The organism is Plantactinospora sp. WMMC1484 (assembly GCF_049315195.1).
Taxonomy (GTDB): domain Bacteria; phylum Actinomycetota; class Actinomycetes; order Mycobacteriales; family Micromonosporaceae; genus Plantactinospora.
The window spans coordinates 5,892,227-5,918,385 of the sequence record NZ_CP186055.1 but is presented as its reverse complement, the minus strand read 5'-3'; the positions used below and the strand labels follow the sequence as shown (position 1 = coordinate 5,918,385).

Below are 26,159 nucleotides of genomic sequence, written 5' to 3'. Positions count from 1 at the left end.
AGTCCCGAGGAGGTCCAAGCGTGGACGCTTCGAACAGCCCTTACCCAACCCAGCCGACGAGTACGACACCGGCGGCCGGCACCGCCGCGCTGCCGGAGCAGCCGCCCGGCGGTGCCGGCCCGGCGCCCGCCACCACCGAGGAACGGGTGTGGCGGGCCGGAAAGCTCGAACCGATGCCGATCCGGGAGCTGCCCAAGGCTCCGCCCTCGATCCACCTGCTCGGCCCGACCGTCTTCCTCGTCGCGCTCGGCGTGGGCATGGGGGAGTCGTACATGTGGCCCCGGCTGGTCCTGATCTTCGGGCCGGAGATCCGGTGGCTCTTCCTGATCGGTGTCACCCTGCAGGCCTTCGTGATGCTCGAGATGGCCCGGTACGCGATGGCGACCGGGGAGAGCATCTTCTTCGGCGCCGCCCGGGTCTTCAAACCGCTGATGTGGTTCTTCTTCAGCGTGGCGATCCTGGTCTACATCTGGCCGGGGCACCTCTCCACCGGCGCGGCCGCCTTCGAGGAGGTGACCGGGATACCCTGGACGGTCAGCGCCTGTGTCGGCCTGATCCTGGTCGGCATCGTCTTCAGCCTGGCCAAGGTGATCTATCCACTGCTGGAGAGTCTGCTCGGTCTCCTGATCGGCGTACTGGTGATCGGCACCTCGGTGGTCGCCTCGATCGTCGGGCAGTGGAGCGACGTCACCGCCACCCTCGGCGGCATGTTCCACTTCGGCTACCTGCCGGACGAGGCGATGTCGGCGGCCTGGTTCCCGGTGATCGTCGGAGCGATCGCCTTCGCCGGCCCCTCCGGGATGCAGCAGATGTGGTACACGCTGCACCTGCGGGACTCCGGAGCGGGCATGGGCGCCCACATCCCGAAGATCCGCGGACTGCGGCACGCGGGTCAGCAGGAGGAGATGCCCTCCCGGGGCTTCATGTTCGACACCGACAGCCCGGCGGAGATGCGGAAGTGGAAGGGCTGGCGGCGCTGGGTCACCTTCGACGCCCTGCTGCTTTTCTGGGGCGTGACGATGCTGGTCACGATCTCGTTCACCGTGCTGGCCCAGACCGCCGTCCGCGAGAACCCCGGCGTCGGTGACGTGATCCGGGACGGCGAGCGGGAGGTGGCGCTGACCGCGATGGCCGAGGCGTTCGCCTCCGCCGGTGCGCCGGTGCTGCACGGGGTCTTCCTCGGCTTCATCGCGCTGATCGGTCTGAACGCCACGCTCGGGCTCTTCGACTCGTTCTCCCGGGGCCAGGCGGACATGACCTACCACTTCGTACCCGGGGCCAAGCGGTTCAGCATGTCGAAGCTCTACGCCGGGTTCCTCTGGGGTGTCATCACCTTCGGGATCCTGATCCTCAACTTCGGGCCGGCCGACGGCCCGGGGGCGATCCTCGACGTGCTGGCCTTCCTCTCCACCTTCGCGATGGGCGCGTACTGCGTCGTGCTGCTGCTGGTGAACAACCGGATGCTGCCCAAGCCGATCCGCCCCGGGATCCTGCAGAACGCGGTGATCGGGTTCGGCGCGGTCTTCTACCTCGGCATGCTGGTCTACAGCCTGATCCGGTTCGGGGTGGTCATATGACCGGCCACACCATCCCGCACGGACCGAACGGGACAGCGGCATGACCGGCAACCATGTACGCCACCTCGGTGAGCTCGCCCTGCCGGCTGCCGGCATCGGGGCGGCCGCCGGGGTGGCGGCCGGCGGGCTCGCCCTGCTCGCCGGCCAACCGATCGGTTGGGCCCTGGCCAACGGCCTGGGACTCGGCCTGCCCCTGGTGCTGCTCGGCGGCGGGTTCGGGCTGCTGCTCGGCTCGGGCCGCGTCCCGCCGGGCGTCTTCGCCCCGGCCGCGCTCTACTGGTTCGTCGGCTTCCCGGTCGCCAGGGTGGTACACGAGGCGCTGGTCGGTCTGATGGTCGTGGGGCGGCCGGTCCTCCCGCCGGACCTGCTCGGCTTTCTCGCCTACCAGGCGATCGTCAGTCTCGGCTTCGCGCTCGGCTTCAGTTGGCTGCACGAGCGGATCGCGCCGGGCTGGCTGCGCCGGATCCGGCACCGCAATCCGGCCGCCGACCGGCTCTTCGCCTTCTATCTGCGGCATGCCGAGGCGCAGTGGAAGGCCCGGGAGAGCCGCCGGCAGGCCAGGGCCGCCCGGCGGGCCGCCGGGCGGCTGACTCCGAACCGCGCGAAGGGAGAGCTGTGAACCTGCCGCTCTGGGTGTGGGCCGTCACGATCGTCGCGTTCCTCGGGATGATCGCGTTCGACTTCTACCTGGTCGCCCGGAACCCGCGCGAGCCGTCCTTCCGGGAGTGCGTCGCCTGGGTGAGCTTCTACGTGCTGGCCGCGGTCGTCTTCGGGCTGGTCCTGATGGCGACGGCCGGGGTCGGCTACGGCGGCCAGTTCTTCGCCGGCTGGCTGACCGAGTACTCGCTCAGCGTCGACAACCTCTTCGTTTTCATCATCATCATGAGCCGGTTCGCGGTGCCGCTGAAGTACCGGCAGAAGGTGCTGCTCATCGGCATCGTGCTGGCGCTGCTGATGCGGGGCGCCTTCATCGCGGCCGGCGCCCAGGCGATCACCCGGTTCGACTGGCTCTTCTACGTCTTCGGCGCCTTCCTGGTCTACACCGCCATCAAGCTGGTGGGGCCGCAACAGGAGGACGAGTTCTCCGAGAACATCGCGCTGCGTACGGCGAAGCGGCTCCTGCCGACCACCGAGTCGTACCGGGGGGCCTCGGTGCTGGCCCGGGTGGACGGCCGGCTGATGGTGACGCCGATGCTGATCGTCATGGTCGCCATCGGCACCACCGACCTGCTCTTCGCGCTCGACTCCATCCCGGCGATCTTCGGGCTGACCCAGGAGCCGTACCTGGTCTTCACCGCGAACACCTTCGCGCTGATGGGTCTGCGGCAGCTCTACTTCCTGATCGGCGGGCTGCTGGACCGGTTGGTGTATCTCAGCAAGGGCCTGGCGTTCATCCTGGCCTTCATCGGCGTCAAGCTGATGCTGGAGGCGCTGCACCACGACGGGGTCGAGTGGGCCCCGACGGTGCCGATCGCCGTCTCGCTCGGCGTCATCGTCGGTACGTTGACCGTCACCACCGTGGCCAGCCTGCTGAAGTCGCGGCGGGACCGGCTCCGGCGGCCGACCGCCGCCACGGAGGGGATGGAGACGGAGACCGATGCCGTCGGTGCTCCGACCTCCGTGACGGCGGATCGGGACGGGGTCTGACCGTGAGGTCAGACCTTCGCCAGGTCACCCTCCGTGGCGGAGCCCCGGAGGAAGCGCTCGATCTCCTCGTCGCTGGGCCGGGCGGCCCGGCGCTGGGCCTCCAGCGCCGCCGCCAGACCCAGCCCGAGGGAGCGTCCGTCAGCCGGGAACCCGGTCGGCAGAGCCAGCCGGTCGGAGAGTCGGGTCAGGGAACGTGAGAACGCTCGCCAGGTGGTCATGACAGCATCACTCCTGCTTGTCGGCCTTCCCGGGAAACGACGCTTCCCGGGACCGTGCGCACCGGACCGGACGATATGAGACCGTCCGGGACGGTGGTCCGGCAGGACATCCGGGTGTGCCTGGTGGGGCCGGGCACACCCGGGTCGCCGGATCTTCCGCCGTCACGCCTCGTCGCGTGGCGGCCGGATCCATCTCTGTCGCCGGAGCGGTGACCGGCGGGGGGTTGCCCGCGGCGGTCGTGCGGGGCCGCGGTGTCGCGGCCCGGACCACGGTGACGACGGTGAGTCGCTGTCTCCTCTGTGGAGCTACCCGGTGCCGTGTCACCACAAACCCTCGTGTTCGTCCTGTCCGGCGACAGGCCGTTGTTCGACGACTTCAGGATACCGCCTTCGGTATACAAAAAACGATGTAGTGACCAAAGCCACCGCGCCACCACCGGTCCACGTCCACCAGCCTGGCGTCGGCAGGGCCGGCCTGCCCGGAAAACGCCGCTGCTACCCCCTAGACACCCCGCTGTTACATGGTCCACGATTATTGCCTACCCCATACGGTATGCACTTCGACGACAGCGAGGGGAGATCGCCGATCCCCTGCGCGCTCGCACGACGATGATGGAGGACTCTGATCATGACCATCGCTTCCGTCCGGGAGTCAGAGGCTGACGGCCCCGTGAGTGCGAAGAAGCTCACCGACGGGATCCATCTGGTCGTCGACGCGCTCAGGCTCAACGAGATCGACGCCATCTACGGAGTCGTCGGCATCCCGATCACCGACCTGGCCCGCCTGGCGCAGGCGTCCGGCATCCGCTTCATCGGCTTCCGGCACGAGAGCGCCGCCGGGCACGCGGCGGCGGCGGCCGGGTTCCTGACGAAGAAGCCGGGAATCTGCCTGACGGTCTCCGCTCCGGGTTTCCTCAACGGGCTGGTAGCCCTGGCCAACGCCACCGTGAACTGCTTCCCGATGGTGCAGATCTCCGGGTCCAGCGAGCGGCACCTCGTCGACCTGCAGCGGGGCGACTACGAGGAGATGGACCAGCTGGCGGCGGCCCGACAGTTCGCCAAGGCGGCATACCGGGTCCACCGGGCAGAGGACATCGGTCGCGGCGTGGCCCGCGCGATCCGTACCGCCGTCTCCGGACGACCGGGTGGGGTCTACCTCGACATCCCGGCCGCGGTCCTCGGCGAGGTCATCGACGCGGACCTGGGCGCGGCGTCCCTGTGGCGGGTCGTCGACCCGGCACCGCGTCAGGTGCCCGACCCCGCCGCCCTCGATCGCGCGATCGATCTGCTCGCGGGCGCCCAGCGGCCGCTCGTCGTGCTCGGCAAGGGCGCCGCGTACGCGCAGGCGGACGACCAGATCCGCCGGTTCGTGGAACTCACCGGTCTGCCCTACCTGCCCATGTCGATGGCGAAGGGTCTGCTCCCCGACGACCACGCGCAGTCGGTGGCGAGTGCCCGGTCCCTGGCCATCCGCCGGGCCGATGTCGTGATGCTCGTCGGTGCGCGCCTGAACTGGCTGCTCGGGCACGGCGACGCACCGCAGTGGAATTCCGACGCCAAGTTCATCCAGGTGGACATCGCCAGCACCGAGCTGGACAGCAACCAGCCCATCGCGGCGCCACTCGTCGGTGACGTCGGCTCGGTGCTGCAGGCCCTGACCGACCGGACCGAACCCGGTCGGATCGCCGTCCCGCCGCAGTGGCGGGACGAGCTGTCGGCCCGCTCCGCCGAGAACGTCGGCAAGATGACCAAGCGCCTCAAGGCCGCCGAGGCGGCACATCCGATGAGGTTCCTCGGCGCGCTGCAGGCCATCCGCGACGTCCTGCGGGCCAACCCGCGGACGTACGTCGTCAACGAGGGGGCGAACGCGCTGGACCTGGCGCGCAACACGATCGGCATGCAGGTGCCGCGACACCGTCTGGACAGCGGCACCTGGGGTGTGATGGGCATCGGCATGGGATACGCGATCGCCGCCGCTGTCGAGACCGGAGACCCGGTCGTCGCCATCGAGGGCGACAGCGCGTTCGGGTTCAGCGGCATGGAGCTGGAGACGATCTGCCGCTACGACCTGCCCGTCGTCACGGTCGTGCTGAACAACAGCGGCGTCTACCGGGGCGACGACGCGTCGACCTCCGGGGACCCGGCACCGACCGCCCTCCGGGCCCGGCACGACCTCATGATCGCCGCGTTCGGCGGCCGAGGCTATCGGGCGACGACGCCGGACGAGGTCACTGCCGCCCTGCGCGAGGCCCTGGCGCTGGGCAGGCCCGCGCTCATCGACTGCGTCATCGACCCCGCCGACGGGACCGAGAGCGGCAACATCTCCCACCTCAATCCCAAGGGCATCACGGTGCAGCGGTGAGGACGAGCGCCGCCCCCCGCACCCCCGGGTGCACATCGATCACCGCGCCCCACCGCGCCGACCAAAGGCTTGGATTCCCATGTACACAGTCACCAACCCGGCGACGGGTGAACTGATCGAAAAGATCGAGAACGCGACCGACGTAGAGGTCCGGGCGGCGATCGATCGCGTCCACCGCGGGTACTCGTCGTGGCGGCGCCGCCCGGTCCCCGAGCGGGCCGCGATCGTGTCGCGCGCGGCGGACCTCTTCGCCGAGCGCGCCGACGAGCTGGCGGCGACGATGACGCTGGAGATGGGCAAGCGGATCAACGAGGGCCGCGGTGAGATCGGCGTGGTCGTCGACATCTTCCGCTACTACGCCGACAACGGCGCCGCGCTGCTGGCCGACGAGCCGCTGGAGATCAGGGGCGGCAGGGCCGTGATCACCAAGAACCCCATCGGGCCGCTGCTCGGCGTCATGCCGTGGAACTTCCCCTGCTACCAGATCGCCAGGTTCGCGGCGCCGAACCTGGTCCTCGGCAACACGATCCTGCTGAAGCATGCCTCGATCTGCCCCCGGTCGGCGGCGGCGATCGAGCGGATCCTGCACGACGCCGGGGTGCCCGAGGACGCGTACGTGAACATCTTCGCCTCCAGCGCGCAGGTCCCGTGGATGCTCGCGGACCCCCGCATCCAGGGAGTCTCGCTGACCGGCAGCGAGCGGGCGGGCATCTCGGTCGCCGCCGAGGCCGGAAAGAACCTGAAGAGGGTCGTCCTGGAGCTGGGCGGCTCCGATCCGCTGATCCTGCTGGACACCGACGACATGGACAGCACCGTGCGGGCCACCGCGACCGCCCGGATGCGCAACTGCGGCCAGTCGTGCAACTCGCCGAAGCGGATGATCGTGCTCGCCGACATCTACGACGAGTTCGTCGACCGGCTGACCACGCACGTGGCCGAGACCTTCGTGCCGGGCGACCCCGGCGATCCCGCGACGAAGTTGCCGCCGCTGGCGTCGGTCGCGGCGGCCGACGAGGTGGCCGGTCAGGTCGAGAAGGCGGTCGCGCAGGGCGCGACGCTCCGCACCGGTGGGCGTCGCATCGACCGTCCCGGCGCATATCTCGAGGCGACCGTGCTCACCGACGTGACCCCCGAGATGGACGCCTACTACGAGGAGATCTTCGGCCCGGTCGTGCTGGTCTTCCGCGCGGAGACCGAGGAGGAGGCGGTCGCGATCGCGAACGACTCGCCGTTCGGGCTCGGCGCCAGCGTATGGGGCACGGATCCCGACCGGTTGCGCCGGGTTGCCGGGCAGATCGAGTCCGGCATGGTGTATCTGAACAGCGCCGGTGGGTCGCAGGCCGACCTGCCGTTCGGCGGCATAAAGCGCTCCGGGATGGGCCGGGAGCTCGGCGCGGCCGGCATCGAGGAGTTCATGAACAAGAAATCCATCCGCATGTGAAGGGACCTAGCCATCCAGCGGAGTGAGCGAAAGGATCGGGATCTCGTGGTCGGTCTTCCGCGCGTGGTCGTCGCCCGAGGTGCCGTAGATCAGCTCAGGGCTTCCCGCTCGGCGGCCTCCTTGCGGCGCTGGTGGTAGCTCTCCCGGGTCCGCTCGGTGTGCCGGCGCATCATCTCGCCGGCCCGCCGGGCGTTCCGGCCGGCGATCACCTCGATCAGCTCCGCGTGCTCGTCCCACGCCTCCCGGCCCCGGGAACGGGCGATCGGGGCGTAGTACCAGCGGACCCGCCGGTCGACCATCGCGATCAGTTCGGCCAGGACCTTGTTGCCGGACATCTCCACGACGTACGCGTGCAGGGCCGCGTTCGCCGCGACCAACTCCACCTGGTCGTCGTCCCGCAGCGCCTTCTCGCCGGCCTCCTGAAGCTCGCGGAGCCGCTCGATCTGCTCCGCGGTGGCCTGCCGGGCCGCGAGCCGGGCCGACTCCGACTCCAGCAGGGTACGGGTGGCGAGGAGTTGGTCCGCCTCCTCCTCGGTCGGCACGTGGACGAAGGCGCCGAGCGCCGGGCGCAGGTCGACCCAGCCCTCGCTCTGCAGCCGTTGCAGCGCTTCGCGGACCGGCTGCCGACTGACGCCGAGCTGGGCCGCGAGCTCGTTCTCGACCAGGTGCTCGCCGGGGCGCAGCTCGCGGTTGATGATCATTTCCGCGATGACGTCGTAGACCGCCTGGCGCAGCGGTGCCGGCCGCTCCAGGGGCTGCCGGGCGGCCCGTGGTTCGCGACGGGCCGAGGCGAGCCGTCGTCGACCGCCACTGCCGCCGGCGGGCGAGGTCGAGCCGTCCCAGTCGGTCATGGACCACCTCCGGCTGCGAGGAATCGAGCGGGCGCGGGCGCGCCGTTGTGGGTTTTAGCATACAGTAGTCCAGATGCAGTTATCGCCGCGTGTCGTATCGACACGCGGCGATCAGCTGGCTGCCGGTGCGGGAAGGTCAGACGGCGCCGCGCGGCGAGGACTCGGCCCGCCAGCGCCAGTTCTGCCGGACGTACTGGACGCGCAGCCCGGCGCGCCGCATGTTGTTCAGGGACTGGTTGACCCTGCCGTCGGTGAGGTTACCGGTCTCCGAGGCCAGCCAGCGGCAGCCGAGGCTGCGCGCCGCCTCGGCGCGGGCCGCGATCAACGCGGTCTGCCCGCCCAGCCTGCGGTGGCTGGGCAGCACCGAGGCGGAGTGGAGCGAGCCGACCGGGTCGTGTACCGACAGGGTGGCCCCGCCGACCACGTCGGTCCCGTCCCAGACGGCGAACGGATGGCAGCTCGGGTCCGCAAAGGCGGAAAGCAGCATCTCGGCGAGCCCGTCGGCCGGCATGCCGTGGCCGCGTACCAGCACCGAGGCCCATTCCTCGGCGTCGTCCTCGCCGACCGGCCCGACCCGCAGCCGGGTGTTGACGGCGGGGCGGACCCGGTCGCTCGGGGCCATGAGTCTCACCCACGACGAGACCGGCGCGAGGGCGTGGGCGGCGATGATCTCGTCCCAGTCGGACGGCAGGAACTGCGGCGCGATCTGGATGACCGCGCTCGGCGTGCCCTGGTCGCGGTAGAACGCGACGACCTCGTCCAGCACGTCCCGGGTGACCGGTTCGGTGACGCCGAACCCGAGGGCCTTGCTCCAGTACTGGACGGGGTCGTGGCGCATGGCGAGGACGACGCCGCCGCCGACCCGGGTGCCGGCGATCCCGAGCCGGGCGCGGACGGAGGGCGGGGCCAGGGTCTCGAGCCCGTACATGAACTCCGCCTCGGACCATTCGGCCAGGGCGGCCATCTCTGCTGTGGAAGGGTTGCTCACCTACCCACGATGGGCACACCGCGCGGGAAGTTCGGGAAAACGGCTGTGACGCCACTCACCCCGGAAGCGCCGGCACCGGCGTCGGCCGGCGGGCGTGGTGGAGCTGGAACCGCTGCACCCGGCCGGCCGCGAGGTGCTGCACCCAGACCGCGCCGGGCGGGCAGTGGAACGGGTCGTCGGGCGGGTTGACCAGGTCCACCTCCCAGATGGTGATGTCCCGTGCGGCCACGACGTTGGTCAACCGCTGCTGCACCCGGTCGGCGAGGTCGTTCTCCATAACCCGGACCAGGTAGTCGTAGCCCGTGGTCCGATGACCGCGCGGCCAGCTCGACTCGACCGTCGGTGACCAGTAGGCCGCGAGCGCCACGGCGAAGTCGCCCCGGCGCGCCGCATCGAGCGTCTCCTCGGCTTCTTGCCGCCGCGACCTGGCCAGCGACCGGACGTCGTCGTGGGCGGCGTCCGCGGTGGCCAGCAGGGCCCGCGCCAGCTTGCCTCGGGCGTCGGCGAGCCGGCTACGCACGGTGCCGACCGGCACCCCGCAGGCGTCCGCGATGTCCTGGTACGCGGTGACGCCGGTGAAGTAGCGCAGCATCAGCACCAGGCGCAGCGGCGGCGACAGGTCTGCCAGGGCGTGCCAGACCCAGTCCCGGACGGCGTGCCGGTCCAGCAGGTCGGCCGGGTCGGGTTCGGCCGACGGTAGGCTCGCCAGTCCGTCGAGCGGCACCGGGCCGGCGGCCCGTAGCCGCATCCGGCAGGCGTTGCGGACCACCATCCGCAGCCAGGGACCGACCGCCTCGGGGTCGCGCAGGTCGCCGATGCGGCGCAGGGCGATCACGGCGGTTTCCTGCACGGCGTCCTCGGCGTCCGCACCGTAGCCGAGGACGCCGTACGCCACGGCGAGCAGGGCCGGCCGGTGCCGGGTGAGAAGCAGGCCGAGGGCGCTGACCTCGCCCGCCTGGGCCGCACGGACCAGGCCGGCGTCGGTAAGTTGCATGCGGCCGAGGTTACCTGCGGCTCCGCGGAGTCCCGCGCCCGTCCCGCCGCGCCTCGCCCGCGCTCAGCCCGAGACCGCGTCCCGGTACTCCACCTCCGGCACCGGCTCGAACTCGTTGACCTGCGCGATGGAGAGCCCGTGCGCGGTGTTCGCCTCCCGTTCGATCATGACCTCGACCAGCACCGGACGGCTGGTCCGCCGGGCCTCCTTGCTGGCCCAGGCGAGGGCGTCGGCGATCTCGTCGGGGTGCAGCACCCGGCGGCCGGCGCAGCCGTACGCCTCCATCACCTTGACGTTGTCGGTGCCGTACTCGTCGTAGTGGATGTCCACCTCGTAGTTCATCCCGTAGCCGATCTCGGCCTGCCGGATCAACCCCAGGTACTCGTTGTTCAACATGACGAGGACGAACGGGATGTTGTACTGCGCGGCGACCGCCAGCTCCTCGACGAGGAACTGGAAGGAGTAGTCGCCGACCACCCCGACCACCTCGGCGTCGGGCCTGGCGGACTTCACCCCGATCGCCGCCGGGATCTCCCAGCCGAGCGGGCCGGCCTGGCCGCAGACCTGGTAGTGCCGGGGCTTGAAGACGTTCTGGAACTGCCCCGACCAGATCTGGTAGAGCCCGATCGCGGTGACGAAGTAGGTCTCCGGACCGAAGAACTGGTTGATCTCCCTGAAGACCCGGGGCGCCTTGATCGGTACGGCGTCGAAGTCGTCCCGGCGGCGCAGCGTCGCGCGCAGCTCGCGTACCCGGGACACCCAACCGGTCCGGTCGCGTCGCACCCCACGGCGGCGGCGTACGGCGTCGAGCAGCGCGGCGAGGAACGCCCCGGTGTCCGAGACCACCCCCAGGTCCGGGCCGAAGACCTTGCCGAGCTGGGTCGGCTCGATGTCGACGTGGATGAACGTCCGGTCGCCCCGGTAGGTCTCCAGGTCGCCGGTGTGCCGGTCGCCGAAGCGGGCGCCGAGCGCGAGCACCAGGTCGGATTCCAGGAAGGACGCGTTGCCGAAGCGCTGCGTCGTCTGGATGCCGGTCATCCCGGCGAAGAGGTCGTGGTCCTCGGGGATCGCGCCCTTGCCCATCAGGGTCACCTGGACCGGGATCTCCAGCGTCTCGGCGACCTCCCGGAGCAGGTCGGCGGCCTCGCCGATGATGACTCCGCCGCCGGCCAGGATCAGCGGCCGGTCGGCGGCGAGCAGCATGTCCAGGGCCCGTTCGACCCGGGGCGGGTGCGGCTCGACCCGGTACACCGGCAGCGGGGCGTCGATGCTGGCGTCCCACTCGATCTCCTGGCGCGCCACGTCGATCGGCAGGTCGATCAGGACCGGCCCCGGTCGCCCGGAACGGGCGATCCGGAACGCCTCCCGGAAGATCCAGGGTGCCTGGGCCGCCTCCTTCACCTGCACGGCCCACTTCGTCACCGGCTTGGCGATCTCGACGATGTCGACCGCCTGGAACGCCTCCTGGTGCAGCTTGCCGGTCGGCGCCTGGCCGGTGATGCAGACCATCGGGATGGAGTCCGCCTGTGCGGTGTAGAGCCCGGTGATCATGTTGGTGCCGGCCGGCCCGGAGGTGCCGATCGCCACCCCGACCCGGCCGTTGGTCCGGGCCCAGCCGTCGGCCATGTGCGTGGCGCCCTCCTCGTGCCGGACGATCAGGTGCCGGATGTCGCTGCGTCGCAGCGCGGCGTAGAGCGGCAGGATCGCGGCGCCTGGGCAGCCGAACGCGATGTCGACGCCCTCGGAGGCGAGCACCGAGACGACCGCGTCCATGCAGGGGATCTTGGCCATGGTTCAGACCTCCGGGTCGTACGCGTGGGTGGGGACGTTGCCGCTAAGGGTCACGGGAGCCTCCAGGGCCTCGGATCTGCTACGGAAGTGGGAGGCAGCCGGTCAGGCGGCCGTCATGCTGGGAGCCGGCGCCGGCCTGGCCACGGTCTTGGCCAGCAGCTCGGTCGCGGCGTAGATGGTGCGCAGGGTCGGTGCCGGCGCACCGGTGATGTCGGCGATCTCCACCACGGCGGCGACGACGGCGTCGAGTTCCATCTCCTTGCCCGCCTCGAGGTCCTGCAACATCGAGGTCTTGTGGTGGCCGACCCGGCGGGCCCCCTCGACCCGCTTGCTGATCGAGATCTCGGGTGTGCTGCCGACCCGGTGCGCGATGTCCAGGGTCTCCGCCATCATCTGCTCGACCACCCGGCGGGTCCCCGGGCTCTCACAGATCTCCGCCATCGTGGCCCGGGTCAGGGCGCTGATCGGGTTGAGCGAGACGTTCCCCATCAACTTGATCCAGATGTCGTCGCGCAGTCGCGGCTCGACCGGACACTTCAGGCCGCCGGCCACCATCGCCGCGCTGAACCGCAGGCAGCGCTCCGAGACCGTGCCGTCCGGCTCACCGATGGAAAACCGGGTCCCCTCCAGGTGCCGGATCACGCCGGGAGACTCGATCACGGTCGCCGGATAGACCACGCAACCGATCGCCCGCTCCGGCGCCATCACCGCCGAGGTCGCGCCGCCGGGATCGACGGCCTCGATGCGATGACCCTGGTACGGCCCCGGGAGCTTGTGGAAGTACCACCACGGGATGCCGTTCTGTCCCGCGATGAGGGCGGTCTCGGGGCCGAGCAGCGGGGCGAGCAGCGGCCCTGCCGAGGCGTAGGAGTGCGCCTTGAGGCCCAGGAACACGTAGTCGACCGGCCCGACCTCGGCCGGGTCGTCGGTGGCGTGCGGGTGTGCGGCGAAGTCGCCGCGTGGGCTCAGCACCCGGACCCCGTCTGCCCGCAGTGCGGCCAGGTGCGCGCCGCGGGCGATCAGTTGGACGTCCACCCCGGCCCGGCACAGGGACGCCCCGACGTACGCGCCGATGGCGCCGGCTCCGAGCACAGCAACTCGCACGGGCTGCTCCCTTCTCGTACGACGTCCGCACGGCGTCGAGGCGACGCAGCAGCGGCGTGCCCTTCGTTCGTATGCGTTATCCTGACTACAGTATGCAATCTCACATGGCGCTGACAAGCCTGACCTCGTCGGGACGAGACCTCGCCCGGACGAGAGGACGGGAGAGGCGACGGCGTGGCAGCGGCGCCCACCGTCAGGCGTTGCCGACCTGCGGCTTCGTCAGGCCGATCCGGTGCGGGGGATCGTCGGCGCGTTGTCGTTGATGTCGGGGCCGAAGAACGTGAAGACCACCAGATCGTCGCCGCCGGTGTTCTCCACCAGGTGCGGCGCCGTCGCGGTGGCGTGCGAGACGAGCAGCTCGTCGCGGTCGGCGTCGCCGCCGCGTACGTCGTGGCCGCAGTAGCGCCCGCTGCCCGACCAGACCAGGATGGAGTAGACCCCGCGCTCGGTCGACCGGTGCGTCCGGCCGGGCGGCACCACGAGCTTCTTTCCGCTGAACTTCGGCGTGTTGTAGAAGATCCACCACTCCCGGCCGCCGTCCGTCGCACCATCCGGCTCGAGCGGGCGCGGCGCCAGGTGGTTGTTCTCGTAGAGGTACGGATCGCCGTTCAGCTCCCACTCGACGAACCGGAGCGGGAACCGCTCGGCGTGGGCCTGCCGGTCCTCCGGCCGCACGTCCTTGTAGAGCAGCTCCTTGGAGATGATCCGGCCGGCGTTGAGCGCCTGGAACATGGCGAAGACGTCGGAGTCCTCCTGTAGCTCCACCGTCAGCGCGGTGCCGGGGGCGTGCAGCACCCCGGAGGGCACCTGGAACCCGTCGTCCGGCACCTGGAGTTCGGCCCGAGCGTGCCGGAGGATCAGATCGCTGTCCCAGTCGACCAGGTACGGCAGCAGCACCTCGTAGGCCCGCTCCCGGACGATCCACGGGTGCACCCCGAAGAACGTCTCCGGATGCGGGCCCGGCTCCACCCCGGTCGGGAAGTAGTAGGCCTCGTCCTTCGAGCGCCGCCCGACCAGCTCGGCGAAGCGCTGCGGTGGGTGGATGTGGTAGGGGATCCGGGCGCCGTAGTCGAGCAGCTTGGCGAGCCGGCCGAGCCCCTGCGGATGCGTCGCCGCGTACGTCGCGCCCAGCACGGCGGCCGGGTCGGCCCGGACGGCGTCGCGGAGCGTCAGCCGCGGCCGCCCGTCGCGGTCCACCACGTGGCCGAGCCCCTCGTCGGGCGGCCCGATCCGGTTGTCGGCCCGGGTGGTCGAGCCGAGCCAGCGCTCGCAGACGAAACCGCGCTCGCCGAGGTCGTACGCCTGCTCCGGCAGGCCGAACCGCCGGCCGGGTGGCACCAGGTCGCGGGCGACGAAGGCCGGCGCCAGCCGGAGCACCCCGTTGCCGTCGTTGAGCAGCTCCTCGACCAGGTCCCTGGCCGAGGCGGTCTCCGCACCGGCCGGTGCCGCGTCGTCGTCTCCGGTCATCCTTTGAGTCCTGTCATCGATATGCCCTGGATGAACCGGCGCGGGAACACCAGGAAGGTCATGATCGTGGGGAGTGTGGCGACGACCGAACCGGCCATCAACAGGTTCCAGGATGTCCGATTCTTACCACGAAGAGGGCCAAACCGACCGGAGCCGCGCGACAGGTACGCCAGGCAGACGGCGTCGTCGATGTCGTTGCCGATGCCGGTGTCCAGCAGGACGGTGCTGCGGTGGGCCATGTCGATCATCATCCGCCCGGGGCCGGCCGTCACCGCAGCGTCGAGCCGGTCACCGTGGGATTGCGGGCGCCGAGGAAGAAGATGCCGGGAAAGCCCCGGGTCTCGAAGCCGTCGCTGGGGTTGCGGCGCAGCGTCGAAGCTTCGATCGTCATCGTCCCGGTCCGGTCGTTGCTGACGAAGAAGACCGCCCCGCCGCCCTCGTTGGCGCGGTTGTCCGTCACGATGCTGCCGGCGATCGTCACCGTGAACCGGTTGCCGTCGGTGTAGACGGCGCCGCCGCTGCCGCCGCCGGGCGTACCGCCCCGGGCCGGGTTGGCGCCCCGACCGACCGCCCGGTTGTGGGTCAGCACGCTGTTCAGCACCACCCAGGAGACGCCGATGCTGCTCAGCGCGCCGCCGTTGGCGCAGCTGCCACCCTGGCCGGCGGCGCCGCCGAAGGTGCTGTTCACCACGTACACCGGGAGGTTCCGGTGCTGGCTGAGCACCCGGATCGCCGCGCCGCCCAGGTCGGGGCCGGTCTGGTCGCAGCGGTTGCGGACGAAGCGCGAGTTGACCACCTTGAACCGGCCGCCCCGGACGAAGACGGCCCCGCCGCCACCGCCCTCGGCCCGGTCGCCGGTGGAGTTGCCGTCGGCGAAGACCAGGTTCTGCACGGTGAGTTGCGGGTGGTCCTGGTCCTGGCAGTGCGAGGTGGTCCAGCCCTGCGCCTTGTCGCAGGTGTTCATGTAGAGGATGCGGCGCTTACCACCGCCGCTGAGCGTTACCCTGCCGCCGCCGTCGCGCACGATCCGGGGACCGGTCGAGTTCCTGATCTTCGCGGTTGCCTTCATCGTGATGGTGACCGGCGCGGGACCGCAGGAGAAGGTGATGATGCCGCCCTTGGCCACCGCCGAGACCACCGCCTCCGAGGTGCAGCTTGCCGGCGTACCGTTGCCGATCACGCTGGTGGGGCGGGACGTCTGCACCGCGCGGGCCTCGGCCGGGACGGCGGCCCGGCCCCTGGGGTTGCCCGGTCCGGGCAGCGTGGGCACCGACCGGGGCGAGGGGGTGGGGGTCGCCGGCAGCGTGGTGGTGTGGGACGACGCAGGTGTCGCCGCGGCGGTTTGGGGGGCCGACGAATCCCACCGCGGGGTCGCGGCCTGTTCACCCGCTGCGGAGCCGCAGCCGGTCAGGCCGACTGCGGTCAGCACTGTCACGATCAGCCCCGAGGCGGTCCTGGTGCGCATCGGCAGATCGTAGGCCGGACCGGCCGGACCAGCACCATCGGCCGGAATCGTCATCGCTCCACCGGGCTCAGCGGCCGCGCACCGTCGGGACGAGCGGGCGCCTGCGCCACGAGACCGTGTTCTGCACCGCGACGCCGGTCAGGATGATCAGGACGCCGAGGGCCAACGCGACCGGTGGCACCAGCGGGGCGGCGGCGGCCAGGGCGGCCAGCAGCGGCAGTCCGATCACGAAGGCCCAGCTGACCCGCGCGAACACGATGTAGCCGAGCGCGCCACGACCGATCAGGAAGAGCATCGGACCGCCGACGACGACCGCCGTCCAGGAGCCCGGGGTGTCCCCGAACGGGCGACCGATGACGAGCTTGCTGGTGACGGCCGTGCCGATGATGCCGGCCACCATGACCAGATGCAGCAGCGCGGTGAGCTGGCTGAGCCGGATCGGATCGGCGGACCGGGCGATGGTGGCGGCCATCAGTTCCCCGGCGCCACCGATGTAGATCCGCCAGATCATCACCTTGACCGCGAAGACCACGACCAGCGCCACGGTGTGCGCCATCGTGTACGTGGTCGTGGTGAAGGCGCTGCCGGTGACATAGATCGAGACGCCGAGCGCGACGATGACGAACTGCCGGTAGCGCTCGGCGATCCGCTCGCCGACGAGTCGCTGGTTGTGCCGGGGCACGCGGCGCCACGATCCCGGTACGGGCCAGCCGAGCGTCGCCCCGACGTACTCGATCGTGATCGCCGCCGCCCAGAGCGCGCCTCGGGCGGTGCCCGACAGGGTGCCGCCGGCGAGCCAGCCGGCCGAGGAGAGGACGAACCAGCAGAAGATCCGGACGGTCCGCAGCCGCAGGGCGGGCGGACCCAGGATCCTCATGTAGAGGCCGGTGCCGAGGGTGACCCCGACGTACGTGGCCGCGAAGAGCAACCCGCGGGACCCGTACGCGTCCATCACCGTGGCGCCCATCAGCAGGATGCCCACCATGGAACCGATGGCCCGCGGCAGCAGGAGCGCCGGGCTCAACAGATCGCCCGCCCACGCGGTCAGCGCCCAGAGCAGCGCGAAGGCGAGCAGCAGTATCAGGGTCTGTCCGGCGTTCACCCAGGTCAGCTCGTCGAACAACCTCGTCGTCAGCAGGATCAGCACGAAGACGAAGGCCAGGTCGAAGAAGAGTTCCAGGAGCGCGGGACGGTTCGGCGTCTCGTGGACCGGTTCCGTCGCTCCGCCGTCGTCGTCCGCCGCCATCGATCGCCCGTTCCGGTCGCCGGCACGGTGGAGAGCGAAGCGCCGCGCATCCTTCCCCTTCGAGGATAGGAGATCGGCACGGTGCGTACCGGCGTTCGGCCACGGAAGCCTCGTCGAGCTTTGTACGGTTACCGGAACAGGTACCCAGGAGGCTCCCCGTCGTGACGACCGCCGAGCTGCCCCGGATCCTTCGCAAGCGGGGCGAGCCCGAATATCCGACGTTCCTGGAACTCTTCTTCGACCTCGTCTACATCTTCATGCTCTCCCGGCTCTCCACCGGGCTGGCCGGCGATCTCAGCGCCCGCAGCGTGTTCCAGACAGCGGTCCTGTTCTGCGTGGCCTGGTGGGTGTGGGTGCTGACCGCCTGGCTCACCGACATCTTCAACCCCCGTCTGGCGATCATCCAGGCCACGACCCTGGTGATCATGTTCGGCGCGTTACTGATGGCGGTGGCGGTGCCGGCCGCCTTCACCGACCGCGCCCATCTCTTCGTCGCCGCGTACTTCGGCATCCAACTCGTCCGCGCCGGCGTGCTCATCCCGGGTACCAGGGTCAACCGGACCATCCAGGCCCCCACCATCCGGATCCTGTTCTGGTTCCTGATCGCCGCGCCACTCTGGGTCGCCGGAGCCTTCGCGGACGAGTTCTTCCGGCTGGTGCTCTGGGCGGTCGCGGTGGCCGTGGAGCTCAACGCGCCCCGGATCAGGTGGCCCACACCGTGGCTCGGCCGCACCGACCCCACCATCCAGCCCTTCACCGGCACGCATCTGGCCGAACGGCACCGGGAGATCTTCCTCATCGCGCTCGGCGAACTGGTGCTGACCGTCGGCGTCGGCCTTGCCCAGAGTGACTTCACGGCCCGGGAGGTGGCTGTCTGCGCGGTGTCCTTCGGCAGCGCCGTGCTGCTGTTCCTGCTCTACCTCGGGCAGGTGCGGCGCCTGCAGCGCCGGCACGCCGTGGTGGAGCGGATACGGCCGGGCATCTTCACCTCCTACACCCACCTGACGATGGTCGGCGGCGTGCTGCTGATCTCCACCGGCACCACCCTCGTGCTCGAACACCCGGACGCCGGGTCGCCGGCCGCCTGGATTCCCGTCCTCCTCGGCGGCCCGGCGCTCGTGCTGCTCGGCAGTTGCTTCTTCGACCACGTGGTGACCGGCCGGACTCCCCGGACCCGGGCGGCCGCGATCGGCGTGCTGGCCCTGGTCGGCCCGGCGATGTTCCTGCTGCCGCCGGTGGGAGTCATGCTGGTGGGGGACCTCGTCCTGCTGGTCACCCTCCTGGTCGAGATGGTTGCGGCCCGGCGACGCCCGTGATGCCGCCGGCACCGGCAGGGTTGTCCGGCGGGTCGTCACGGGATGCGGGCAACGGCCCCGTACATGCAGATGTCGACCGGCTCCGGCGGCTCGGCGCCCGACTCCGGTCGCCAGTCGCCGACCGGCACCACGCCCGGCTCGACCAGGTCGAGACCGGTGAAGAACCGGCTGAACTCCTCCCGGCTGCGGGGCTGGCTCAGCCCGCCGGTCGCGGCGTTGGCCGCCTCCAGCTTTGCGACGGCCTCCGCCGGCAGTCCGTCGTAGGTGCCGTGCGACATCACCAGGTAGCTGCCGGCGGGCAGCGCGCGGACGAGCCGGCCGACCACGCCGTACGGATCCTCGAAGTCGCGCACGAAGTGCAGGATCGCGACGAGCGTCAGGCCGACCGGCCGGGTCAGGTCGAGGGTCGCGTGCAGTTCGGGGGCGTCCAGGATCGACCCCGGCTCGCGCAGGTCCCGCTCGATGTAGGCACTCCTGCCCTCCGGGGAGGAGGTCAGCAGGGCGCGGGCGTGGGACATCACGAGCGGGTCGTTGTCGACGTAGACGATCCGGGACTCGGGCGCGATCCGCTGCGCGATCTGGTGGGTGTTGTCGGCCGTCGGCAGGCCGGTGCCGATGTCGAGGAACTGCCGGATGCCGGCCTCCCGGGCCAGGAAGCCGACCGTCCGTCGCAGGAACGTGCGGTTCTCCCGGGCGGCCCGCTTCACCGTCGGGAAGACGGCGGCCACCTGGTCGCCGGAGGCGCGGTCCGCGGCGAAGTTGTCCTTGCCACCCAGCCAGTAGTTGTAGCGGCGGGCGGGATGCGCCACGGTGGTGTCCACCCTGCCGGCCGGACCTGTCCGGTCCGGTCCGGCGGCCGGACTGGTCGTGTCGCTCACGGCACCTCCGAATCGGTCCACCGGGCGGCGGCGGATGCGGGTGCCGGTACGCCGGCACCGCACAGATTATGGACCATCGGCTCCGCCGGTCATCGACCGTCGGCGCTGTCGGTCATCGACCGTCGGCACTGCCGCACCCCGGTCGTTCAGCCCCGGCCGGCAACGGGCACGGGTGCGCCCCAGCCCTCCGGCACCGGCAGGCCGGCCGCCCGGCGGGCCAGGATCGCGGCGCCCACCTGGGCGGCCCGGGTGCCGAACGCGGAGGGGACGACCTCGGGAGCGCTCCGCCAGGCCAGTGCCGCACGCAGTGCGTCGCGGACCGGGTCGAAGAGCTGGGCACCGGCCTCGGCGAGACCGCCGCCGAGCACGATCCGGGCCGGGTCGAGGGTGAGGGTGAGGGTGGCCAGGGCGACGCCCAGCGCCTGCGTTGCGGCGTTCCAGACCTCGCCGGCCAGCGGGTCGGTCGAGGCGGCGGCGGCGATGGCCCGGCTGTCCAGTCCGGGGGCACCGCCTAGCCGGAGATAGCGCCGGGACAGGCCACCGGCCGAGGCGTACACCTCCAGGCAGCCGCGCTGGCCGCAACTGCAGGGTTCACCGCCGGGATACACCGGCATGTGTCCGACCTCCCCGGCCGACCAGGCCGTGCCGGGCACCGGCTCACCGCCCAGCACCACCGTGGCGGCGATGCCGGTGCCGAGCGGCAGCAGCACGAAGTTGGCCAGACCCCGACCTGCTCCGGCCACCGCCTCGGCGACCCCGGCCGCCCGCGCGTCATGCCCGACCGCCACCGGCAGCCCGAGCTCGTCGTGCACGAGGGCTCGCAGCGGCACGTCGCGGAACCGGATGTTCGAGGCGTACCGCACGAGTCCGGCGGCCTCGTCGACGATGCCGGGGGTGACCACGCCGATCCCGGCCGGCGCGACGCCGACGGCGAGCGCCTCGTCGCGCAGCCGCCGGCAGAGCGCCCGGAGCGCGCCGACCGGATCGCCGTCGGCCCGGGACGGCACCACGACCGAGTGCCGGACCTGGCCGCCCTCGTCGAGGGCCGCCCCCTTGATCGTCGTCCCTCCGACATCGACGGCGAGGACCCCGGAACCGGTGACGAGCGGGATCACGCGGTCGCCACGGTGAGGTCCGCGACGAAGTCGCGGTCGAGCGGGAAGAGCGGTCGCACCAGGTGCCGGTACGGCAGGCGGGCGAGGTCCTGGTCGACACCGCCCGGAGTCAGCGCCAGCAACCAGTCGCCGGCCGCATCGTAGAGTTCGGGCTCCAGGTAGCCGATCTTCACCACCACCAGGTCGACGGCGTCGACCGCGACGCCGAGCCGGGCGTACGAGGCGAGTTCCCGGTACTGCATCCGGCGCGAGGTGACGAAGACGCTCAGCCCGCCGACCCGTACGCTCACGCAGCGCCCGCCTGCCGGGTCGTCGGCGACCGCCTCCAGGATCCCGTCCAGGCGTACCGGACCGGGGTCCCGGGGGTCGATCCGACCACCGACCGTGACGCTGACCGGCGTGCCGGGCGGCTCGTCGGCGACCTTCGCCACGGCGTCCGGGTCGACCAGCGAGGCGTGCACCGCGCGGACCGCACCGCCGACGATCTCGGGACGGGCCAGCATCCGGGCCAGCGCGAACGTGACGTCGTCGGCGCCACCGGCACCCGGGTTGTCCCCGGAGTCGCTGACGAAGAAGGGCCGCCGGGCCGGGTCGGCGACCGCCGCCAGCGCCGTGTCGAGACAGTCGTCCAGGCTGCCGGTCGGCGCGACGAACCCGAACTCGTCGCGGGCGGCCCAGAACTGCTCGCCGAGTTCCCGGGCCGCGCCGGTCGTTGCCGCCGCGTCGGTGCCGGTGACCACGACCGCGCCCCGGCAGCGGGGCTGGTCGGCCCAGGCGAAGCCGATCCAGATCGCCGCGTCGACGATCCCGGCCCGCGACTCGATCTCGGGGATCCGGGCGTAGAGGCCGCGGGCCGGGTCGACCCGGGTGCTGGTCATCTCGCCGGGCAGCAGGATCGGCACGTGTACCAGGGCCTTGTCCGGGCGACGCCCCCGGCGCAGCGCCTCGACCAGGTTGCGGGCGGCCCGCTCCCGGGTCTCCCAGACGTCGACGTGCGGTGCGGTGCGGTAGCAGGTGAGCAGGTCACACCCGGCGAAGAGCACCGGCGAGACGTTGCCGTGCAGGTCCATCGCCGCCGAGACGTACGGCTCGGGCCCGATCGCCGAGCGGATCGCGGTGACCAGGTCACCCTCGGCGTCCTCGCGCCCGACCACGCTCATCGCGCCGTGGATGTCGAGGAGCACGCCGTCGACCGGCCCGAGCCGGGCGAGCCCGTCGACGATCTCGGCGGTCCAGGCGTCGTGGCTGGCCGCATCGACCGCTCCGCCGGGCAGCGCCCGGGCGTGCACCAGCGGCAGCCACTCGACGCCGCCGGCCCACGGCTGGAGCGGAGCGAGCCAGGCGTAGCGGGCCAGCAGCGCCTCACCCCGGGTCACCTCGAAGTCGTCGGCGGTGCTCAGGTGTGGTGAGAAGGTGCTGGATTCGATGTGGATGCCGCCGATGGCGATCCGCAGCGGACGGTGCACGGATGGAACTCCTCAGGTGGTTCGGGTGTCGGCCGTGGCGCGTACCAGGTGCCCGAGGCCGACCAGGGCGGCGTCCGGGCCGGCGGCACTGGCCTCGATGGAGAGGGCCTGGGTCATCGAGGGCAGGCAGCGCTCGTAGAGCATGCCCCGGGCCGCCGCGACGTAGACGTCGAGGCTGGAGAGGGCCCCGCCGATGACGACGGCGTCGGGGTTGAGGAAGTTGACCAGGCCGGAGAGGGCGACCCCGAGCAGCCCACCGGCGCGCCGGACCAGGGTGACGGCGGCCGGCTCGGCGTCGACGACGGCGGTGATGACGTCCTGGGTGGTGGCGATCGGCTGACCCTGCTCGGTGAGCCGGGCGGCCAGGGCGGCGCCGCTGGCCACCGTCTCCAGGCAGCCCCGGCTGCCGCAGGAGCAGTGCCGCTCGCCGCCGCTGTCCGCCACCCGCACGTGGGTGACGTCGCCGCTGAGCCCGCGGCCGCCCCGATAGACCTGACCGGCGCTGACCAGGCAGCCGCCGATGCCGGTGCCGGCCTTGACGTAGATCATGTCCCCGCTGTCCCGGCCCCGGGTCACGTATTCACCGATCGCCGCCGCCCGGGCGTCGTTGTCGACCGCGACCGGTGCCTCGAAACGCTGCCCGAGCTCGGCCCGCGCGTCGACGCCACTCCAGCCGGGCATCCGAGCGGGCCCGACGAGCCGGCCGCGCGGGTAGTCGACAGGGCCGGGGAGCGCGGCGCCGACGCCGAGCAGCGCCTGACCGGGCGCTGTCGCCGCGCGGATCCGGGTGAAGGCGGCCTCGACGGTGTCGAACACCTCGCCGGGGCCGGCGGCGATGTCGATCGCGACCTCCTCGGTCGCGAGCAGCCGGCCGTCGGGGGTGCAGAGACCGATCCGGGCGTGCCGGGCGCCGAGCTCGGCGACGGCGAAGACCCCCTCCGGCTCGCGGAGGCGCAGGATCCGGGGCCGCCGGCCGCCGGTGGAGCGGCCGACGCCCTCCTCCAGGATCATGCCCTCCGCCAGGAGGCGCCGCACCAACCCGGTGACGGTCGAGGGTGCGACCTGCAGCGCCTCGACGAGCTCGGCCCGGGAGGTCGCCTCGCCGCTGGCGAGCAGGCTGAGCGTCTGGTCGCGCAGGGTGGCGGAGATCGACGAGTCCGACATACCTCTCCTTCTGCTGGCCGGTCATCCGCCGCTCCCCGTGCGGTTGCCGGGGACGGGACACCACCGCGAAGGGTATCGGAAGATGCTTCGGCGGCTTTGATCCTAGCCCGTCAGAAGTCAGCGAAGGAAGTGGGTTAGTTTCGTTGACTCAAAACTTCATCGCCTATACATTCTCCGCATTGACCGCCCGGGAAGCCCCCGCGTGTTGATCGAGGAGACGTATGAGGAGCAGATACCACCGGCGGGCACTGCGCGGCACCGTGGCCGTGGCCAGTGCGCTCGCCCTCGGGACAGGGCTCGCCGCCTGCAGCGGCGACGGCAGTTCGTCGGGGCAGGGCGGAAGCCAGGGCAGGGACACCGCCACCGTGGCGTTCCGGACCCCGAACTGGATCCTGCCGATCTCGGCCCCCGGCTTCACCCAGGGCGAGAACGCCATCTTCGGCAACGCCCAGTACCGGCCGCTCTACCAGTACCGGTTGGACGGCACGGCGAAGTACAACATCGACACCGAACGCTCGCTGGCCGACCCGCCCGAGGTGAGCGACGGTGGCCGGACCCTGACGATCACGCTGAAGGAGAACACCTGGTCCGACGGCAAGCCGATCACGACCCGGGACGTCGACTTCTGGTGGAACGTCGTCACGGCCAACAAGGACAAGTGGGCGTCCTACCGCAAGGGCGGCTTCCCGGACAACGTCGCCAACTGGACGATCAAGGACGAGAAGACCTTCTCGCTGACCACGACCCAGGTCTACAACACCGCCTGGTTCGTCGGTAACCAGCTCAACCGGATCACCCCGATGCCGCAGCACGTCTGGGACAAGGACTCGGCCGCCGCGAGCGTCGGCGACCTGGACCGGACGCCGGAGGGGGCGAAGAAGGTCTTCGACTTCCTCACCGCGGCGGCGAAGGACCCCAAGACGTACGCGACGAACGACCTCTGGAAGGTCAACAGCGGTCCGTGGAAGCTGGAGAAGTACGTGCCGAACGGCGAGGTCGTGCTCGCCGCGCAGCCGACGTACTCCGGCACCGACAAGCCGAAGCTGTCCAAGATCGTGCTGCGCCCGTTCACCGGTGACGACGCGGAGTTCAACGTGCTCCGGGCCGGTGAGATCGACTACGGTTACGTCCCGGCGGCCAACCTCTCCCAGCAGTCCTACCTGGAGTCCAGGGGCTACACGATCGCACCCTGGTACGGCTGGTCCATCACCTACCTCCAGCTCAACTTCAACAACCCGACCACGGGCGTGCTCTTCAAGCAGGACTACCTGCGGCAGGCGATGCAGATGCTGATCGACCAGCCGACCATCAACAAGGTCATCTGGTCCGGCATGGCCGCTCCGACCTGTGGTCCGGTGCCGCTCAAGCCGGGCACCGCCGGCTCCGGCGAGAACGGCTGCGTCTATTCCTTCGACCCGAACAAAGCGAAGGAAGTATTGGAGAGCCACGGTTGGCAGGTGACCCCCGACGGGCAGACCACCTGCCTGTCGGCGGGCACCGGGGCCAACCAGTGCGGCGCGGGCATCGCCGCCGGCACGCCGCTGGCCTTCACCGTCACCAGCCAGAGCGGGTTCGCCGCCACCACCAAGATGTTCGCCGAGATCAAGTCGCAGATGGCCAAGCTCGGCATCGAGCTGACCATCAGGGAGGTGCCCGACTCGGTCGCGGTCACCCCGGCCTGCGAGCCGACCGAGGCGAACTGCACCTGGGACATGTCCTTCTTCGGCTCGCAGGGGAGCTGGTACTACCCGGCCTTCGCCAGCGGCGAGCGGCTCTTCGCCACCGACGCGCCGGTCAACCTGGGCAGCTACAGCGACCCGCAGGCCGACCAGCTCATCGAGGCGACGCAGTTCTCCGCGGACGACACCGCGCTGAAGGCGTACAACGACTTCCTGGCGCGGGACCTGCCGGTGCTCTGGATGCCGAACCCGGTCTTCCAGATCTCGGCGTACCGGTCGGGGTTGCAGGGGGTCGAGCCGCAGGACCCGATGAACAACATGTACTTCCAGGACTGGTCCTGGAAGTAGCCGGCAGTCACTGACCGTCCCGGCTCCGGCGGCGCCGCACCGCGCCGCCGGAGCCCCTCGACCGGGAGGGATCCGCCCGTGGTCCGGTACCTCGTCACCCGCCTGGGTCAGGCGCTCGTCGTCGTCGTGCTCGTCACCGTGATCGCGTTCCTGCTGCTGCACCTGCTGCCCGGCGGTGCGGCTCGGGCCACCCTGGGCAAGGAGGCGACGCTCGAACAGTTGGCGGCGTTCAACCACGAGATGGGCTACGACCGGCCCTGGATCCAGCAGTACGGGATGTACGTGCAACGCCTGCTCCACGGCGACCTCGGCTACTCGTTCCAGCTCAATCAGTCGGTGACCGAGGCGGTCGGCCAGCGGCTGCCGAAGACCATGGTGCTGTCGCTGCTCTCGACCCTGCTGGCGATCGCGGTCGCCATCCCGCTCGGGGTGATCCAGGCGGTACGCCGCAACCGCTGGCCGGACTACGCGATCACCTCGCTCTCGCTGCTCGCGTACGCCACCCCGATCTTCTTCCTCGGCCTGATGCTGATCATCGTCTTCTCGCAGCTCTGGCCGATCCTGCCGCCGGAGGCGCCACAGGGCTTCACCGTGGCCGAGGTGCTCGCCGACCCCGCCGGGCTGGTGCTGCCCACCGTCACCCTCGCGATCGTCACCATTGCGGTCTACTCGCGCTACGTCCGCTCCTCGATGGTCGACAACCTCAACGAGAACTACGTGCGGACCGCCCGCAGCAAGGGGCTGTCGGAGCGGCGGGTGGTGCTCCGGCACACCCTGCGCAACGGGCTCTTCCCGGTGATCACCCTGCTCGGGATGTATCTGCCGGCACTGTTCAGCGGTGCCCTGGTGGTGGAGTCGCTCTTCAACTTCCCCGGCATGGGGCAGCTCTTCTGGCAGGCGGCGCTCAAGCGGGACTTCCCGATCCTGCTCGGCGTCACGTTGATCATCTCAGTGGCGACGGTGCTCGGGGCGCTCGTCGCCGACCTGCTCTACGCCGCGGTCGATCCGCGGGTACGACTCCGGGGGAGCACGTCGTGACCAC

Annotated in this window: 22 protein-coding genes; 8 read left to right on the top strand and 14 right to left on the bottom strand. The window is 71.0% G+C overall.

The genetic code is table 11. The annotated features are described in order from the left end of the window. Window positions 1-20: 20 nt before the first annotated feature. From ACN28C_RS25635 to ACN28C_RS25625, 3 genes are read left to right on the top strand one after another with little or no spacing between them, the layout of a single operon-like run. Window positions 21-1,577, top strand: a complete 1,557-nt coding sequence (locus ACN28C_RS25635; protein ID WP_422770088.1) for an Nramp family divalent metal transporter — start codon at window positions 21-23, stop codon at window positions 1,575-1,577. 40 nt (window positions 1,578-1,617) lie between these two features. Beyond that, window positions 1,618-2,196 carry a hypothetical protein gene (locus tag ACN28C_RS25630; protein ID WP_422770087.1) on the top strand — a complete coding sequence of 193 codons (579 nt, stop codon included), beginning with the start codon at window positions 1,618-1,620 and terminating at the stop codon, window positions 2,194-2,196. After that, a complete protein-coding gene (locus ACN28C_RS25625) occupies window positions 2,193-3,224 on the top strand; it encodes a TerC family protein (RefSeq protein ID WP_422770086.1) in 1,032 nt (343 codons plus the stop codon). The genes ACN28C_RS25630 and ACN28C_RS25625 overlap by 4 nt, the downstream gene beginning before the upstream one ends. An 8-nt stretch (window positions 3,225-3,232) precedes the next feature. Here ACN28C_RS25625 and ACN28C_RS25620 read toward each other — a convergent pair whose 3' ends face one another. Further along, complete coding sequence (locus ACN28C_RS25620) at window positions 3,233-3,442, bottom strand: hypothetical protein (protein WP_422770085.1); 210 nt, start codon at window positions 3,440-3,442, stop codon at window positions 3,233-3,235. A 628-nt stretch (window positions 3,443-4,070) separates the two neighbouring features. Between ACN28C_RS25620 and oxc the strand changes: the two genes are divergently transcribed. Beyond that, the gene (oxc, locus tag ACN28C_RS25615) at window positions 4,071-5,804 is read left to right on the top strand and encodes an oxalyl-CoA decarboxylase (RefSeq protein ID WP_422770084.1); all 1,734 of its coding nucleotides are present in this window, start codon (window positions 4,071-4,073) and stop codon (window positions 5,802-5,804) included. Between the two features lie 79 nt (window positions 5,805-5,883). Continuing rightward, window positions 5,884-7,245 (top strand): NAD-dependent succinate-semialdehyde dehydrogenase, encoded by a 1,362-nt coding sequence (locus ACN28C_RS25610; RefSeq protein WP_422770083.1) that lies wholly within the window; start codon window positions 5,884-5,886, stop codon window positions 7,243-7,245. A gap of 89 nt (window positions 7,246-7,334) precedes the next feature. Here ACN28C_RS25610 and ACN28C_RS25605 read toward each other — a convergent pair whose 3' ends face one another. The 9 genes from ACN28C_RS25605 to ACN28C_RS25565 all read right to left on the bottom strand — a co-directional run bounded on the left by ACN28C_RS25605 (window position 7,335) and on the right by ACN28C_RS25565 (window position 17,151). Then, complete coding sequence (locus ACN28C_RS25605) at window positions 7,335-8,096, bottom strand: GntR family transcriptional regulator (RefSeq protein WP_422770082.1); 762 nt, start codon at window positions 8,094-8,096, stop codon at window positions 7,335-7,337. 136 nt (window positions 8,097-8,232) lie between these two features. Further along, the gene (locus tag ACN28C_RS25600) at window positions 8,233-9,084 is read right to left on the bottom strand and encodes a GNAT family N-acetyltransferase (protein ID WP_422770081.1); all 852 of its coding nucleotides are present in this window, start codon (window positions 9,082-9,084) and stop codon (window positions 8,233-8,235) included. Window positions 9,085-9,139: 55 nt separating this feature from the next. After that, window positions 9,140-10,078: an RNA polymerase sigma factor gene (locus ACN28C_RS25595; RefSeq protein WP_422770080.1), complete on the bottom strand. Its 939-nt coding sequence runs from the start codon at window positions 10,076-10,078 to the stop codon at window positions 9,140-9,142. Between the two features lie 63 nt (window positions 10,079-10,141). Beyond that, on the bottom strand, window positions 10,142-11,869 hold the full coding sequence (gene gcl, locus ACN28C_RS25590; RefSeq protein WP_422770079.1) for a glyoxylate carboligase: 1,728 nt from the start codon (window positions 11,867-11,869) through the stop codon (window positions 10,142-10,144). Window positions 11,870-11,971: 102 nt separating this feature from the next. Then, the gene (locus tag ACN28C_RS25585; protein ID WP_422770078.1) at window positions 11,972-12,973 is read right to left on the bottom strand and encodes a 2-dehydropantoate 2-reductase; all 1,002 of its coding nucleotides are present in this window, start codon (window positions 12,971-12,973) and stop codon (window positions 11,972-11,974) included. A 219-nt stretch (window positions 12,974-13,192) separates the two neighbouring features. After that, window positions 13,193-14,440, bottom strand: a complete 1,248-nt coding sequence (locus tag ACN28C_RS25580; RefSeq protein WP_422770077.1) for a hypothetical protein — start codon at window positions 14,438-14,440, stop codon at window positions 13,193-13,195. Further along, window positions 14,437-14,679 (bottom strand): hypothetical protein, encoded by a 243-nt coding sequence (locus ACN28C_RS25575; RefSeq protein ID WP_422770076.1) that lies wholly within the window; start codon window positions 14,677-14,679, stop codon window positions 14,437-14,439. Before ACN28C_RS25575 ends, ACN28C_RS25580 begins: the two co-directional genes overlap by 4 nt. Window positions 14,680-14,708: 29 nt before the next feature. Continuing rightward, window positions 14,709-15,905, bottom strand: coding sequence for a hypothetical protein (locus tag ACN28C_RS25570; protein ID WP_422770075.1), 1,197 nt, complete (start codon window positions 15,903-15,905; stop codon window positions 14,709-14,711). A 67-nt stretch (window positions 15,906-15,972) separates the two neighbouring features. Then, window positions 15,973-17,151 (bottom strand): low temperature requirement protein A, encoded by a 1,179-nt coding sequence (locus tag ACN28C_RS25565; protein ID WP_422770074.1) that lies wholly within the window; start codon window positions 17,149-17,151, stop codon window positions 15,973-15,975. A 161-nt stretch (window positions 17,152-17,312) separates the two neighbouring features. Between ACN28C_RS25565 and ACN28C_RS25560 the strand changes: the two genes are divergently transcribed. Next, entirely contained in the window at window positions 17,313-18,467 is a 1,155-nt protein-coding gene (locus ACN28C_RS25560; protein WP_422770073.1) for a low temperature requirement protein A, read from the top strand. Window positions 18,468-18,502: 35 nt separating this feature from the next. Here the strand turns inward: ACN28C_RS25560 and ACN28C_RS25555 are convergent, their stop codons facing one another. From ACN28C_RS25555 to ACN28C_RS25540, 4 genes are all read right to left on the bottom strand, one after another. After that, on the bottom strand, window positions 18,503-19,345 hold the full coding sequence (locus ACN28C_RS25555) for an SAM-dependent methyltransferase (RefSeq protein ID WP_422770072.1): 843 nt from the start codon (window positions 19,343-19,345) through the stop codon (window positions 18,503-18,505). Between the two features lie 146 nt (window positions 19,346-19,491). After that, window positions 19,492-20,460: an ROK family protein gene (locus tag ACN28C_RS25550; protein WP_422770071.1), complete on the bottom strand. Its 969-nt coding sequence runs from the start codon at window positions 20,458-20,460 to the stop codon at window positions 19,492-19,494. After that, entirely contained in the window at window positions 20,457-21,926 is a 1,470-nt protein-coding gene (locus ACN28C_RS25545) for a M81 family metallopeptidase (RefSeq protein WP_422770070.1), read from the bottom strand. Before ACN28C_RS25545 ends, ACN28C_RS25550 begins: the two co-directional genes overlap by 4 nt. 12 nt (window positions 21,927-21,938) lie before the next feature. Next, window positions 21,939-23,090, bottom strand: a complete 1,152-nt coding sequence (locus ACN28C_RS25540) for an ROK family transcriptional regulator (RefSeq protein WP_422770069.1) — start codon at window positions 23,088-23,090, stop codon at window positions 21,939-21,941. Between the two features lie 221 nt (window positions 23,091-23,311). Between ACN28C_RS25540 and ACN28C_RS25535 the strand changes: the two genes are divergently transcribed. Continuing rightward, window positions 23,312-25,117, top strand: coding sequence for a peptide ABC transporter substrate-binding protein (locus ACN28C_RS25535; RefSeq protein ID WP_422770068.1), 1,806 nt, complete (start codon window positions 23,312-23,314; stop codon window positions 25,115-25,117). A 78-nt stretch (window positions 25,118-25,195) separates the two neighbouring features. Beyond that, the gene (locus ACN28C_RS25530; RefSeq protein WP_422770067.1) at window positions 25,196-26,155 is read left to right on the top strand and encodes an ABC transporter permease; all 960 of its coding nucleotides are present in this window, start codon (window positions 25,196-25,198) and stop codon (window positions 26,153-26,155) included. The last annotated feature ends 4 nt before the right edge of the window (window positions 26,156-26,159 follow it).